This is a genomic window from uncultured Methanofollis sp. (genome assembly GCF_937919355.1).
Taxonomy (GTDB): domain Archaea; phylum Halobacteriota; class Methanomicrobia; order Methanomicrobiales; family Methanofollaceae; genus Methanofollis.
The window spans coordinates 16856-30476 of record NZ_CALFSA010000016.1 but is presented as its reverse complement, the minus strand read 5'-3'; the positions used below and the strand labels follow the sequence as shown (position 1 = coordinate 30476).

Below are 13621 nucleotides of genomic sequence, written 5' to 3'. Positions count from 1 at the left end.
GGGGACAGATATGACAAGCCCGAAGAGAATTGGAAGAATCGAGTTCGGCATCCTCTCGCCCAAGGAGATCCGCCAGATGAGCGTGCGGAAGATCATCTGGGCCGACACCTATGACGACGACGGTTACCCGTACTCGCAGGGGTTGATGGACCTCCACCTCGGCGTCATTGACCCGGGGATGCGGTGCAAGACCTGTGGACAGAAGGCAAGCGACTGTCCCGGGCACTTCGGTCACATCGAACTCGCAAAGCCGGTGATCCACGTCGGCTACACGAGACTGATCAGGAAACTCCTCCGCGTGACCTGCCGGAGTTGTGGCAGGCTCCTCCTCTCCCCCGATGAGATCACGAAGATCGTTGGGACAGAAGAGGACGAGAGCGGTGAACTGGTCACCGAGAAAGACATCAAGAAGGAACGGGTCTGCCCGTACTGCGGCGAACAGCAGTTGAAGGTCAACTTCGAGAAGCCGACAACCTTCTCCGAGGTCGTCGTCACCACCGACGCACAGGGGAAGGAGAAGAAGGAGGAACACAAGCTGACGCCGGCCGACATCCGCGCCCGTCTTGAGCGTATCCCGAGCGATGACCTGAAACTCCTCGGCATCGACCCTGACGTAGCACGGCCCGAGTGGACGATCCTCACCGTGCTCCCTGTGCCACCGGTAACCATGCGCCCGTCGATCATCCTGGAAAACGGCCAGCGCTCCGAGGACGACCTGACCCACAAACTCGTGGACATTATCAGGATCAACCAGCGCTTCAAGGAGAACCAGGACGCCGGCGCACCACAGTTGATCATCGAGGACCTCTGGGAACTTCTTCAGTACCACGTCACCACCTATCTCGACAACGAGGTGGCAGGGTGCCCGCCGGCACGCCACCGCTCGGGTCGCCCGTTAAAGACTCTCTCCCAGAGACTGAAGGGTAAGGACGGCCGTTTCCGTGGCTCTCTCTCAGGCAAACGTGTGAACTTCTCGGCCCGTACCGTCATCTCGCCGAACCCCTTCCTCAGCGTGAACGAGGTCGGCATCCCCATGGCGATCGCAAACGAGATGACCATCCCGGTGCGGGTGACCACCCAGAACATCGACGTCGCCCGCTTCTACGTGCGGAACGGCACCAGCAGGAAGGCTCTCACCGATCCGCCCGGCGCGAACTACGTGATCAGGGCAGACGAACGGCGCATCCGTATCTCCGACGAGAACAAGGACGACGTCGCCGACCAGCTTGAAGTGGGCTGGACCGTGGAAAGGCAGATGCGGGACGGGGATATCGTGCTCTTCAACAGACAGCCGTCCCTGCACCGGATGTCGATCATGGGCCACCACATCAAGATCATGGACGGGAAGACCTTCAGGTTGAACCCGGCCGTCTGCCCGCCGTACAACGCCGACTTCGACGGTGACGAAATGAACCTGCACGTGCCGCAGACCGAGGAGGCAATGGCCGAGGTCGAGATCCTGGTCAATGTGCAGGAGAACATCCTCTCGCCCCGTTTCGGAGGCCCGATCATCGGCGGCATCCACGACCACATCTCAGGCATCTTCCTCCTGACCCATGGCGTGCGCTGGTTCACGAAGTCCGAAGCTCTCTACCTCCTCAGGCACACGGGTGTCGAGCACATGCCGGAGCCTGGCAAGGTCGAGAACGGTGTGCCTTACTGGAGCAACAAACAGGTCTTTTCCGTGATCCTCCCGGACGGCATCAACATGATCTTCAAGGCGTCGTCCTGCCAGCACTGCGAGACCTGTAAGAAGGAACTCTGTGACCGTGACACCTACGTAAAAGTCAGGGACGGCGAACTTATCACCGGCACCATCGATAAAAAGGCGATCGGTGCATTCGACGGTGAGATCGTGAACAGGATCATCCGCCAGTACTCGCAGAAGAGAGCGGCGCAGTTCATCAACGAGGTGACCCGCCTCTCGATCAGGTCCATCATGTTCGACGGGTTCTCCTTCGCCATCGACGACGAAGACCTGTCCAAGACTGATTACGGCCAGATCAACGAGGTGCTCGACAACGCCGAGCGCGACGTCCGCCGCCGTATCCAGATCTACGAGGAGGGTCAGCTCGAACCGATGCCAGGTCGTACCGAGGAGGAGACCCTGGAGATGCAGATCATGCAGGTGCTCGGCAAGGCCCGTGACAGCACCGGTGAGATCGCATCCCGCCACCTCGGTCTCTCAAACTCGGCAGTGGTGATGGCCGTCTCCGGTGCCCGTGGTTCTATCCTGAACCTGACCCAGATGGCTGGTTGTGTTGGACAGCAGTCAGTCCGTGGCGAGCGTATTGTCCGTGGGTACGACCAGCGTACCCTCCCGCACTTCAAGAGGGGCGACCGCGGCGCACCGGCACACGGTTTCGTCAGGTCGTCGTACAAGAAAGGCCTCAACCCGACCGAGTTCTTCTTCCACGCCATCGGCGGCCGTGAAGGTCTCGTCGATACCGCAGTCCGTACGTCCCAGAGCGGGTACCTGCAGAGACGGATGATCAACGCCCTGCAGGACCTGAAGGTAGAATATGACAGGTCTGTCAGGACGACCGGAGGCCGTATCCTCCAGTTCCAGTACGGGGAGGACGGCACCGACCCGACAAAGAGCAGTTACGGTGAACCTGTGGACGTGAAAGGCGTGATCGAGAACGTGCTCAAGGAGGAGGTCTGATGGACGAATCAATGCTGGCCGCGATCCACGCGGCCGAACTCCCGGAAAGGACAAAAGATGAACTGATCAAGGACCTCGACGGGAAGGAAGTCACCGCAGAGCAGTTTGCAGCGATCATGAAGGGTATGCAGCACGAGTATGAGCGGACCCGGATCGAGCCCTGCGAGGCCTGCGGTATTGTGGCCGCCCAGTCCCTGGGCGAGCCCGGCACCCAGATGACGATGCGTACTTTCCACTACGCCGGTGTGGCCGAGATCAACGTTACTCTCGGTCTGCCCCGTCTCATCGAGATCATGGACGCCAGGAAGGAACCCTCGACCCCGACGATGACGATCCACCTGGAGCCCGAGTACTCGGTTGACAGGGACAAGGCACGTGAAGTCTCCTGGCAGATCGAAGCGGCACCCCTCCACGAGTTCGGCGACATCATCACTGACATGGCGAACATGCGGGTGGAGATGCACATCAAAAAGGAGGTCTGCGACAAGAGGAAGATCGCCATGAGCGAGATCATGGAGAGAGCGCCGCAGAAGATCCGGGACCGCCGTCACTACCGCGACTTCGAGTCCGAAGGGAACGCCGCAGACGGGACGATCATCTTCACCCCCAAGAACGAGACGTACCAGAACCTCTTCCAGCTTGCCGATCATGTCAGGAACGTGATCGTGCAGGGTATCGACGACATCGAGCGGGTGGTTGTCAGGAAGGAAGGAGGAGAGTATATACTTTATACTGAAGGATCCAACCTAAAGGATGTGTTCGAGGTCGAGGGTGTCGACACCACCCGTACCCGCACCAACAATATCAACGAGATCTCCCAGATCCTCGGGATCGAGGCCGCCAGAAATGCGATCATCGACGAGATGAAGAGCACGCTCGGGGAGCAGGGTATCTCGGTTGACGTGCGGCATATCATGCTCATCGCTGACATGATGTGCATGGACGGAGAGGTCAAACAGATCGGCCGTCACGGTATCGCGGGCGAGAAGGAGAGTGTCCTCTCCCGTGCCGCCTTCGAAGTGACTGTCAACCACCTCCTCGACGCCGCGGTCGCAAGAGAATCTGATATTCTCAACGGCGTGACCGAGAACGTCATCGTCGGTCAGCCGATCCAGCTCGGAACAGGGGATATCAGGTTAATTGCAAAACCCTTAAACCAGGAGAATTAATTATGGACTTTAACGAGTCTTTGAGAAGAGCCATCAAAACCGGCAAGGTCTTCCTTGGACAGAACGCAACTGAAGAGTGTGTCAAGGCCGGTAAGGCCCAGCTTGTCGTCATCGCCAAAAACTGCCCCGCAGCATTCAAAGAGGCCATGCTGGCCAACGAGAGCGTTGCAAGTTACGTGTACAGCAATTCAGGTGTCGAACTCGGAAAGGCCTGCGGTAAGCCATTTGTCGTCAGTGCGCTTGCAGTCGTCGAACCCGGCGACTCAGATATCCTCAGCATCAAGAGGGCCTAGATGGCAGAAATTAAACTCACCGAAGACTGCATGCAGTTGATCTCCAAGTTCGAGAACATGACCGGCGCGGGCAGCCGGGACTGCATCATCGACGAGAGGAACGACCGCATCATCTTCGTCATCAATCCTGGCGACATGGGGCTTGCGATCGGGAAGAAGGGAGCGACGATCAAGAAGGCCTCCGAGGCCTTCGGCAAGAGGATCGAGGTCGTCGAGTACTCGAATGACCCCGAGCAGTTCCTGAAGAACTGCTTCCTCCCGGCGCAGGTCACCTCAATCACCTTCTCCACGAACGAGGATGGAGAGAAGGTCGCCCTCGTCGACGTGAAGCCCGATGACCGCGGTCTTGCAATTGGCAAGGAAGGAAAGAACATTTTCAAGGCAAAGAAACTCGCCGGCCGGCAGCATGACATCGCCGATGTGCAACTCGTCCAGGACGACGAGGGTTTCTAAACCTTTCTTTTTTTGGCAATTCGTCCTCCGCGATATATCGAATACCTTTTATCCTGCGGCGCAGATATCCTCGCCATGAATATAACCTTCAGGAGCACGGTCCTCTTTGTCGGGGACATGGAGAGAGCGAAGGCCTTCTATATCGACGTCCTCGGGCAGGAGATAGAACTGGACATCGGCGTGAATGTTGGGTTTGTCGGCGGGCTTGCCCTCTGGGACCTTGCCTACGTGAACAACCTGCTGTACGCGGGGAAGATGCCGCAGGGCGAGGTGCCGGCACCGCAGATAGAGGTCTACTTCGAGACGGCGGAGATCGAGGAGATGGCCGGGCGGGTCGCAGATGCGGGTGTCCGGCTCCTCCACCCTCTGAAAGAGCAACCATGGGCCCAGCGCGTGGTCCGGTTCTTCGACCCCGACGGTCACCTGGTCGAGGTGGCCGAACCGATGCCAGCGGTGGTCGCACGCCTCGCGGCGGAGGGGTTGTCCGATGCCGGGATCAGCGAGAGGACGACTCTCCCCCCGCAGGTCGTGGCGGCGATGCTGGGACGCGAGTGCTGCGACTGAGGCACCTCAAGCGTTGAGAGGCGGGTTACGGCGGCGGGTCCGCACGATAGTGAGGGTACAGAGACCGGAGACGGGCAAAAATCGACACTGGCGACGATAGCGCGTGATGTCACTGCCGGTTCCCGGGGACTCCCCTCAGGACTGATCGGGCCGGGGCTTTTCTGCGGGGGAGGTCTGGGGAGTATTGCGGGAGGCTGGTTGCTCGCGCAGGGGACGTACCAGACAATCTGGATGGCTTTCGGTGGTGCCCTCTGTGCCTTAACCTCGCCACCGCGAAGGTGAGGCCTGAATGAATAACCGGCATTCTTCTCCACGAGTATCATCATATATCCCCCGAAGACGACACTATTGAGAGATTTATATGGAAAGCGACGTCGACAAAGTCCCGGTCATCTTCAGGGAGAGGCAGCACTTCACCCAGGTCTGGCTCTGGGCAGTCCTCGCTCTCATTGCAGGAATCGCCTGGTGGGGGGCGGTGCAGCAGTTGCTCCTTGGCATCCCCTTCGGGAACAACCCGGCGCCCGACTGGGGGATGGCCGTCATCACCATCGTCTTCGGCACGCTCTTCCCCCTCTTCTTCGCCGTCCTTCACCTCACCGTCGAGGTGCGGGTCGACGGGATCGCCTACCGTTACTTCCCCCTCCACCTCAGGTTCAGGGTGATCCCCGCGGGGGAGATCGTCCGCCTGGAGGCCTGCACATACAGTCCCATGAAAGAGTTCGGCGGATGGGGCATCAGGCGGGGCGCCGGAGGCTGGCGGGCCTATACGACCGGGGGCGACCGCGGGGTGCGGGTGTACCTCAGGGACGGGAGGAAGGTCCTCTTCGGAAGCCGCGACCCGGAGGGTTTTGTCGCGGCGGCAAGGGCGTCGCAGGGGAGGCGGACGTAAGAGAATGGCCCTCATGGATGGTCAGGAAAATTTTTGATCGCCGACAACCCTGAACAAAATATTTCCGGGCTTTGTAGAATCGCTCATGAAACGAAGTTTCAGGCGGTTCTTTGAAAACCACCTTGGTGGTTTTCATGGTAAACTCTCACTTTTTCCGGGTACGAACGTGACTCAACCGCCTTCCTTCATCTTCGCGCGGGGGGATCCTCGAAGGTCTTCGACCTTCTCTAGCGCCCTCCGGTCACACCTCGAAGGTCTTCGACCCGCTGCACATCGAAGATGTGCGTGAACGGGAAATGCTTTGCATTTCCCGTATTCTCATGCTCCCTCCGGTCACACCTCTCTCGACTCCCTTCGGTTGTCCCTGGAATTGCGATAGGGCAGGGAAGGCGAAATCAACAATCGTGAGAGGGGGTTACCATCCCCGGTTCTATCCTGATGCGGGGAACGAGCGGTAGCGAGTTCGAGAAAGCCAGAGGCTTTCGAGGGACCGGGGAGAGGGAGCGATAGCGACCGTGAGAAATACGGGAAAATCGAAGATTTTCCTGTTCTGGCAAATCTCTGATTTACCGTTGACCGTGAGGTTTTCGAGTGACGACCAGAGGGAGTCGAGAAGACAGAGTCTTCAAGGCAGCCCCCCGGCAGAGGCACTCCGGAACAGGATTTCTTCAGAGAAAGAACGGCGACGAATGCCCGCCATGAAGGAGAGAGGGGGAGAGTCCTCCCGCAGTACCTCACTGCCCGTGCCGCAGGTCCATGTAGCGGGCGAACTTGATCGACTTGTAGAGGAAGTAGCCGACGACGCCGAAGGTGACCACCGGCGACACAAACGACGGGACGGGGACGCCGAAGGAGTGGAGGACCATGATCGCACCCAGACAGAGGATGGAATACATCGCACCGTTCTTGAGGAAGACGTAGCGCTTGATGTGTTCTATGTTCCTGATGGTGAGTTCACGCACCACAAAGGCGCCGAGACCGTTACCGATGATGATGAGGGGGACGGAGAGAGTGAACGCGAAGGCACCGAGGACGCCGTCGATGGAGAAGGTGGCGTCGATCACCTCAAGGTAGCAGAGTTTGCTGAAGTCAGAGAGATGCTGCTCCTTGAGCTGCTGTTCCTTCATGTCGGCGTTCATCCTGAAGCCCTGGACGATGAAGAAGGCCGTCGAGCCCACGACAGCGCCGAAGGCCATGAGGGGGCGTGTTTCGAGGGCGAACCAGACGAGGACTGCGAGGGTCACCGAGACGGCGGCGTAGAACCAGACCCCTTTCTCCGCAAAGTAGCGCTCGCCCCTGAGGCCGAACTCCTTGGGCTCCAGAAAGAGCCAGTGGAGGAAGAGAAAGAGGAGGAAGGTGCCGCCGCCGATGAGGAGAATGGGCGCCGAGTCATTGATCGATGCAATGACTGCCGGGTCATCGGAGAATGTGGCTGTCAGGGCACCGATCGGGCCGAGAGACGGGGTCGCCGCCCAGACAATGAGCCAGGGCATGATACCCCGCACCACAAAGACCGCAAAGAGGAGGCCCCAGACGAGGAACCACCGCCGCGCCCTCTCCCCCATCGTGCTGAGCACCTCAGCGTTGATGATGGCATTGTCGATCGACGATATCGTCTCAAAGAGGCAGAGACCGGCGATCGTGAGGAGAATGGCGAAGAGATCGAACATTGCCACATATCATTGACGTCATATTTTAAAGTCTTTGAGGGGGAGGTGGAGGAGCACCCTCAAAGACCTGCGGCTATCTCATGCCTGCTACCGGCGGAAAAAGTGGTGAATAGCAGGACAACCGTGCCTTCACACGCACGAGGCGATAACGCCCTTCAGCCTGGCCATCCCCTCGGCGATGCTTTCATCGTCGACGCAGGAGAAGTTCAGGCGGATGGTGTGCTCCCCGCCGCCGTTTGCGTAGAAGGGGACGCCCGGCAGGACGGCGACGCCTTTCCTGATCCCTTCATGGAAGACGTCCATCGCCGAGACGCCGTCGGGGAGGGAGACGAGCAGGAACATCCCCCCCTGTGGTGTCGTGTGGGTGACGCCGGCGGGGAAACCGTCGTCGAGGAGGTCGCACATGAGGCGGCAGCGCCTCCCGTACACCGCGGAGATCCGGCTGACATGCGCGTCGAGGTCGGTCTCTGTCAGGTAGCGGTGGAGGACCATCTGGCAGAGGAAGTTGGAGTGGAGGTCGGCCGCCTGCTTCGCCACATTGAACTGTTTCAGGACAGGTGCCGGGGCGAGTATCCACCCGATACGCATGCCCGGCGAGACTGTCTTCGAGAACGAACCGGAGAGCACGGCACCGTCGGGGAGGTATTTCTTCACCGGGAGGCGCGGGCGTCTGTCGAAGAAGAGTTCTCCAAAGGCGTCGTCCTCGTAGAAGACCGTGCCCGTCCCCTCGAGGATATCGGCGATCGCCTTCCTCTTCTCCTGTGAGTAGGTGAGGCCCGAGGGGTTCTGGGAGTTCGGGACACCGTAGAAGTATTTGGGAGCGTGCTCCCTGACGAGCGCCTCGAAGGCTTCGAGGTCAGGGCCGTCCTCTTCGAGGGGGACGGCACGGACCTGCGGTTCGTAGAGGGAGAAGGCCTCGATTGCGCCGAGGTACCCCGGTCCTTCCACCCCGGCGGTGTCGCCGGGGTTGAGGAAGATCTTCGCCATCAGGTCGAGGCACTGCTGCGAACCATTCACGATCTGGATCTCAGACGCCTCTGCCGGGATGCCGAGGCGTTTTCTGTAGCGTGCGGCGATGAACTCACGCAGGGGGAGGTAACCGTCTGTCGTCGAGTACTGGAGGGCGATCGCCCCCTCCTCCTCCATCACCTCGGAGGCCGCTTTTCCGATCCCCTCCACGTCGATGAGAGAGGGGTCGGGCAGCCCTCCGGCAAAGGAGATGACGCCGGGGACGCCAGAGACCCGGAAGAGTTCTTCGATAAACGATTCAGGGGCATGATACATACGGTCTGCAAAACGGTATTCCATCACAGTTCCGACCTTCTGGTGTGTCTCCGGCGTACCGAAAGAGGAGGGGGCCGGAGCGTCCGCGACCGCCCTCTTCAGGACGGTGCAGAATATACAGGTCTGGTTTGTGTACAGGGGGCAAAAACCTATCCCGGTGCCGCAAGTGTTATGACCGCGGCAGACAGATGCCGGGCGATGAAGTCCGGGACCGTCATCGTCCTCCTTGCACTTGCCGCCTGCATCGTGGGATGCACCGGCACCCCTGACACCGTGAGGGTGGGAGAGAAGGAGAACGGGACGACTGTCAGCGTCGGCGAAGGAGGGCGGGTGATCGTCGCCCTCCCGTACGACACCGTCGAGAAGTACGAGTGGAGGACTGACATGAGCGACGGCCTCGTCGTCACCGACGAGAAGACGGCGGCGGGGACGCAGGAGTGGACGGTCGAACCTCTGGGACCGGGGACGTACACCTTCAGGGCCCTGTGGGTGAGGGTCGGGGCACCTGACGCTGCGGCAGAGAAGACGTTCACCCTGACGATACGGGCGGTATGATACGCTGCCGGCGTCTTCCCCCGGATCAGATGAGGGAGAAGGCGGCGGATACGCGTACCCCCTCATGGCAGCAGGCGCCGCAAAGCAGATGAATGAAGAGAGTGAGGAGGGGGGGACAGATATGGGCGCAAGATACGGGGAGTTCAGGGACCGGGTCGCCCTCATTACCGGGGGGAGTTCGGGTATCGGGCGGGCCACGGCGGCCGCCTTCGCCGCGGAAGGTGCCAGGGTCGTGATCGGGAGTCGTCATAAGGAGACAGGTGAGCAGGCGGTGGCGACGGTCCGGGACGCCGGTGGCGAGGCGCTCTGGGTAGAGGCCGATGTCTCCAGAGACGAGGACGTCGAGAGGCTCGTCGCCGCCACGGTGGAAACATTCGGCGGGATCGACTACGCCTTCAATGCCGCCGGAGTCGCCGGCGCAATACAGTTCATCCCCATGCAGAGCGGTGGCGACTTCGACAGCACCGTCGGGACGAACTTCAGGGGTGTCTTCCTCTCCCTGAAGTACGAGATCCCGGCAATGGTCCAGCACGGTGGCGGGGCGATCGTGAACATCTCGGCTGTCTCCGCCATCCTCGGGTCACCGGGGGCCTCGATCTATGCGGCGACGAAGAGCGCCAACCTCGCCCTCACCCGTGCCGCCGCCCTCGAATTCGCGAGTTCGGGCATCAGGGTCAATGCCGTCTGCCCGGGCGTCATCCAGACAGAGGGGCTCGACCGGGCGTGGCAGACAATACCGGGCGTCTCCATCACGCAGGCAAAGATGCGGGCGATGCAGGAGATCCCGGCCGGGCGCTTCGGGCGTCCCGAGGAGGTGGCCGCCGCAGTTCTCTGGCTCTGCTCGGACGCCGCCTCATACATCACCGGGCAGGCGATCGTCGTCGACGGCGGTCTCTCGATCCGGTGACGCCCTCCGTCTTTTTTTCGTCCTGCACGGTTCTTCCCTCTCGACCAGGCCGTCGCGGAGATAGATCACCCGGCAGAAATACCTGATATGCCAGTCTTCATGCGTCACCATCACGATCGTCTGCCCGAACTCTTCGTTCAGGCGGGCAAAGAGGTCCAGGATCGTCGTCGAGGTCGCCGAGTCGAGGTTCGCGCAGGGCTCGTCGGCGAAGAGGATGGCCGGTCTGTTCACCAGGGCCCGCGCAATCGCCACCCTCTGCTGTTCGCCGCCGGAGAGTTCGGCCGGGCGGTGGTCCATCCGCCCCTCCAGTCCAACGTCCCTGAGAACTTCCCTGCTCAGGCCGAGGCACTCCTCGCGGGGCACGCCTCGCACCAGACAGGGGAGGACCACGTTCTCCTCCACCGTCAGTTCCGGGATGAGGGCGTAGTCCTGGAAGACGTAGCCAAGTCTGTTCAGCCGGAAACGCGTCTTCTCCCTCCCGGAGAGGGCGAGGACGTCTGTCCCGTCGATCTCGATCGTGCCCGCGGTCGGGACGTCGAGGAGGCCCATCGCGTGGAGGAGGGTGGACTTCCCCGACCCGCTGGCTCCCATGATCCCGACGAACTCCCCCCCCTCGATGGTGAAGGAGACGCCCCGCAGGGCGCGGACAGGCACCGCCCCGAGCATGTAGGTCCGGGCAAGGTCGCGGGCAACGATCATGCCTACCCCCTCACGGCGTCCAGGATCGGTTCCTGCGCCGTCTTCCATGCCGGGATATAACCGGAGACAAGAGAGACGGCAAAGAGTCCTGCAATGCTCCGGGAGATCTGCCCGGCTTCGAGCACCGGACTGACGGCGCCGCCCGGGAAGATGAGCGGGTTTGCAGTGAGGTACAGGGTGAGGAGAGCGGTAAAGACGAGACCGACGGCCGTCCCGAGAGAGGCGATGACCGCCACCTGGATCACGTAGGAGTTGATGATGATCCTCTCGTCGATCCCGATAGCCTTGAGGATCCCTATCTGCTTGCGCTTGCCCACCGTGCTGATGAAGATGACGATGAAGACGACGACGACGGCGATGACGAGGGAGACCAGGGTCGAGATCGCATTGATGATGTCGAAGCTCTGGATGGCGTCGGTCACGAAGCCCTGCGCCTTCTCCTCGTAGGTCTTGATCGTCTCCTGGACACCGAAACTCATGAGGGCGACCTTCATCTCCTCCTCGTTCCCCTCCTCCACGGTGCGGACCAGGATCTGGTTGGCCTGGTCCGAGATGCCGAGGACGTCCTCCATCTCGCCGGTGGTGACATACGCCTGCCTGTCGGCCTGGACCGCCATCGTCTCGATGATGCCCTTCACCCGCATATCCCGCGTCTCCCCGTTCGTGAAGGTGACGAGCACGGAGTCGCCGACCTTCACGCCGCCGAGGGACTCGATCCTGTCCTTCGACTCGTCCTCCTCACCGGCAAGGAGAACGCCGAGGACGATCTGGTCCCTGTCCCCGTCAGAGAGGAAGTCGCCCGATGTAACGGCGGTATGGAGAGCGGTCACCTCCTTCTCATACTGCGGCGTGAAGGCGACGACTGTGCCGGGGATCGCCTTTCCCCTGTAGGTGAAGGTGGCGCCGATCTGGATATGGGGGGACGACCCTGCGACGCCGGGGATGCGGTCGATCTTCCTCTTCAGGGCGGCGACGTCGTCGATATAGAGGTCATTCTCCTTCGGTTCGATGACCAGGTTGCCGTAGGTGTAATCGATCGACTGCCTGTTGAAGATCTCGACGACCCCGGAGATGATGGAGGGGAGAAAGACGAGGTTCACGAAGACCAGGGCGATGATCATGACGGTGAGGACGAAGGTCCCCCTGTTCCCCCGCCTGATCGACCGGGACGCAAGGAAGAGGGAGACGCCGATGTCCGACACCCTTATCCCCCCTCCTTCCTCCGCCGTAGCCACCAGACGGCCACGACGACGGCCGCGATCAGCACGACCACCCCGACGATGAGTGCCGTCCTGTCGGGCGCCTCGACGGAGATGCTGAGGTCTTCGGTCATGGTGTGCGCACCTCTGTCGTCGCGCCACTCAACGGTGAGAGCGTACGGCCTGTCGCCGGCCTCGCCTGCCCGGAGGTTGAAGACGGCGGGGGCGTCGTTGTCAGGCTCGATCGTCCCGACAAAGGCTTCTTTCGTCCCCTCGAAGGGGAGGTCGACTGTCGCCCGCACCGAGGTGGCGTCGTCGGTGCCGGTGTTCTCGATCCTGAAGACCAGGGTGAAGGGACTGCCGGCAGAGGGCCGCACCGGGTCGGTGGAGAGGGAGGCGATCCCCATCTCTGCCTGCCCTGTCACCTGCACGCCGACCGACTCAGTCCTGGCGACCTTCACGGAGTCGGGCGTGACGTAGGTTAGTGAGACCGGGACCACCTGCAGGCCCGTCGGCGTCTTCCTGTCTGTCGCAAAGGAGAGGTTGAAACGCACCGCGTCACCGGGTTCGAGTTGCTTGACATAGTAGTGTTCTGGGGAGAGGGAGACGATGGACGTCGTGTTGGACGGCGAGACCTGCACGGAGAGGTCGTTTGCCCGTGAGAGTCCGGTATTTTCGAGGAGGAGGGAGAGGGAGAAGGTCTCGCCGGGCACCACCCGATCGGGTGCGGTCCGCACGACGGAGATGGCGGGCTGTGCAATGAGGGCATACCGGGAGTTCACGTTCACGGGGACGGGATATTTGACACCTTGCGCACCCCTGACCCTGATCCAGACCTCGGGGAAGTAGAGGCCCTCCTCTTCAGGTGCCTGCACAAGGAAGGTGAGGGTAACGGACTGACCCGGCCCGACCTCGCCGACGTCCCCGTAGTCTCCGGAGATCACCGTCAGGCCGTCCCCCTTGAGGTAGACGCTCTCGACATAGGCGTTGATGGCGGTGCTCTTCGTCTCGGTCCTGGTCCCGCTCGCACCGCCAGTGTAGGTGTCGGTCTCTGTCATCGTCGCCTGTCTTGCGGTGTTCGTGAGGTTCACCTGGATCGTGCCCTGCCCGCCGGGCATGAGCACCTCCGGTGTGACGGTGTAGCCGGTGACGACCACGGTCGGGTCGCCGGCGACGGCATGGGTTGTCAACAGCAGGAGCAAGACGACCGCAACGATAACAGGTACTCTCAAAAATTCCCCCGCCCCCCGCATGGGCAGGGCGGACATATAGGG

General features: G+C 61.2%; 13 protein-coding genes. 8 read left to right on the top strand and 5 right to left on the bottom strand.

Features of this window, described 5'->3' with window-relative positions; translation table 11 throughout:
• The first annotated feature begins 10 nt into the window (after window positions 1–10).
• The 6 genes from Q0520_RS00920 (at window position 11) to Q0520_RS00895 (ending at window position 6033) form a co-directional block, all read left to right on the top strand.
• A complete protein-coding gene (locus tag Q0520_RS00920) occupies window positions 11–2665 on the top strand; it encodes a DNA-directed RNA polymerase subunit A' (RefSeq protein ID WP_298665479.1) in 2655 nt (884 codons plus the stop codon).
• Entirely contained in the window at window positions 2665–3834 is a 1170-nt protein-coding gene (gene rpoA2 / locus Q0520_RS00915) for a DNA-directed RNA polymerase subunit A'' (protein ID WP_298665476.1), read from the top strand. Before Q0520_RS00920 ends, rpoA2 begins: the two co-directional genes overlap by 1 nt.
• Before the next feature lie 2 nt (window positions 3835–3836).
• Window positions 3837–4127: a 50S ribosomal protein L30e gene (locus tag Q0520_RS00910; protein ID WP_298665473.1), complete on the top strand. Its 291-nt coding sequence runs from the start codon at window positions 3837–3839 to the stop codon at window positions 4125–4127.
• Complete coding sequence (locus tag Q0520_RS00905; RefSeq protein ID WP_298665469.1) at window positions 4128–4580, top strand: NusA-like transcription termination signal-binding factor; 453 nt, start codon at window positions 4128–4130, stop codon at window positions 4578–4580.
• A 75-nt stretch (window positions 4581–4655) separates the two neighbouring features.
• Window positions 4656–5144: a VOC family protein gene (locus Q0520_RS00900; protein WP_298665467.1), complete on the top strand. Its 489-nt coding sequence runs from the start codon at window positions 4656–4658 to the stop codon at window positions 5142–5144.
• Between the two features lie 361 nt (window positions 5145–5505).
• Window positions 5506–6033, top strand: a complete 528-nt coding sequence (locus Q0520_RS00895; RefSeq protein WP_298665464.1) for a DUF6141 family protein — start codon at window positions 5506–5508, stop codon at window positions 6031–6033.
• Between the two features lie 734 nt (window positions 6034–6767).
• Here the strand turns inward: Q0520_RS00895 and Q0520_RS00890 are convergent.
• Both Q0520_RS00890 and Q0520_RS00885 read right to left on the bottom strand, forming a co-directional pair.
• Window positions 6768–7703, bottom strand: a complete 936-nt coding sequence (locus Q0520_RS00890) for a DUF475 domain-containing protein (RefSeq protein WP_298665536.1) — start codon at window positions 7701–7703, stop codon at window positions 6768–6770.
• Between the two features lie 129 nt (window positions 7704–7832).
• The gene (locus Q0520_RS00885) at window positions 7833–9011 is read right to left on the bottom strand and encodes a PLP-dependent aminotransferase family protein (protein WP_298665533.1); all 1179 of its coding nucleotides are present in this window, start codon (window positions 9009–9011) and stop codon (window positions 7833–7835) included.
• A gap of 174 nt (window positions 9012–9185) precedes the next feature.
• Between Q0520_RS00885 and Q0520_RS00880 the strand changes: the two genes are divergently transcribed.
• Both Q0520_RS00880 and Q0520_RS00875 read left to right on the top strand, forming a co-directional pair.
• On the top strand, window positions 9186–9542 hold the full coding sequence (locus Q0520_RS00880; protein ID WP_298665462.1) for a protease inhibitor I42 family protein: 357 nt from the start codon (window positions 9186–9188) through the stop codon (window positions 9540–9542).
• A 121-nt stretch (window positions 9543–9663) separates the two neighbouring features.
• Window positions 9664–10449 carry a glucose 1-dehydrogenase gene (locus Q0520_RS00875; protein WP_298665460.1) on the top strand — a complete coding sequence of 262 codons (786 nt, stop codon included), beginning with the start codon at window positions 9664–9666 and terminating at the stop codon, window positions 10447–10449.
• Here the strand turns inward: Q0520_RS00875 and Q0520_RS00870 are convergent.
• The 3 genes from Q0520_RS00870 to Q0520_RS00860 are packed head-to-tail and all read right to left on the bottom strand — an operon-like array spanning window position 10396 to window position 13579.
• Window positions 10396–11148, bottom strand: coding sequence for an ABC transporter ATP-binding protein (locus Q0520_RS00870; protein ID WP_298665458.1), 753 nt, complete (start codon window positions 11146–11148; stop codon window positions 10396–10398). The genes Q0520_RS00875 and Q0520_RS00870 overlap by 54 nt on opposite strands.
• Window positions 11149–11150: 2 nt before the next feature.
• On the bottom strand, window positions 11151–12383 hold the full coding sequence (locus tag Q0520_RS00865; RefSeq protein WP_298665456.1) for an ABC transporter permease: 1233 nt from the start codon (window positions 12381–12383) through the stop codon (window positions 11151–11153).
• Window positions 12353–13579: a COG1361 S-layer family protein gene (locus Q0520_RS00860; protein ID WP_298665453.1), complete on the bottom strand. Its 1227-nt coding sequence runs from the start codon at window positions 13577–13579 to the stop codon at window positions 12353–12355. Before Q0520_RS00860 ends, Q0520_RS00865 begins: the two co-directional genes overlap by 31 nt.
• Window positions 13580–13621: the final 42 nt, after the last annotated feature.

Excerpts from the sequence above, each read along its gene's own strand:
- Q0520_RS00920 (WP_298665479.1), top strand. The coding sequence starts at position 11 with ATGACAAGCCCGAAGAGAATTGGAAGAATCGAGTTCGGCATCCTCTCG.
- rpoA2 (WP_298665476.1), top strand. The coding sequence starts at position 2,665 with ATGGACGAATCAATGCTGGCCGCGATCCACGCGGCCGAACTCCCGGAA.
- Q0520_RS00910 (WP_298665473.1), top strand. The coding sequence starts at position 3,837 with ATGGACTTTAACGAGTCTTTGAGAAGAGCCATCAAAACCGGCAAGGTC.
- Q0520_RS00905 (WP_298665469.1), top strand. The coding sequence starts at position 4,128 with ATGGCAGAAATTAAACTCACCGAAGACTGCATGCAGTTGATCTCCAAG.
- Q0520_RS00900 (WP_298665467.1), top strand. The coding sequence starts at position 4,656 with ATGAATATAACCTTCAGGAGCACGGTCCTCTTTGTCGGGGACATGGAG.
- Q0520_RS00895 (WP_298665464.1), top strand. The coding sequence starts at position 5,506 with ATGGAAAGCGACGTCGACAAAGTCCCGGTCATCTTCAGGGAGAGGCAG.
- Q0520_RS00890 (WP_298665536.1), bottom strand. The coding sequence starts at position 7,703 with ATGTTCGATCTCTTCGCCATTCTCCTCACGATCGCCGGTCTCTGCCTC.
- Q0520_RS00885 (WP_298665533.1), bottom strand. The coding sequence starts at position 9,011 with ATGGAATACCGTTTTGCAGACCGTATGTATCATGCCCCTGAATCGTTT.
- Q0520_RS00880 (WP_298665462.1), top strand. The coding sequence starts at position 9,186 with ATGAAGTCCGGGACCGTCATCGTCCTCCTTGCACTTGCCGCCTGCATC.
- Q0520_RS00875 (WP_298665460.1), top strand. The coding sequence starts at position 9,664 with ATGGGCGCAAGATACGGGGAGTTCAGGGACCGGGTCGCCCTCATTACC.
- Q0520_RS00870 (WP_298665458.1), bottom strand. The coding sequence starts at position 11,148 with ATGATCGTTGCCCGCGACCTTGCCCGGACCTACATGCTCGGGGCGGTG.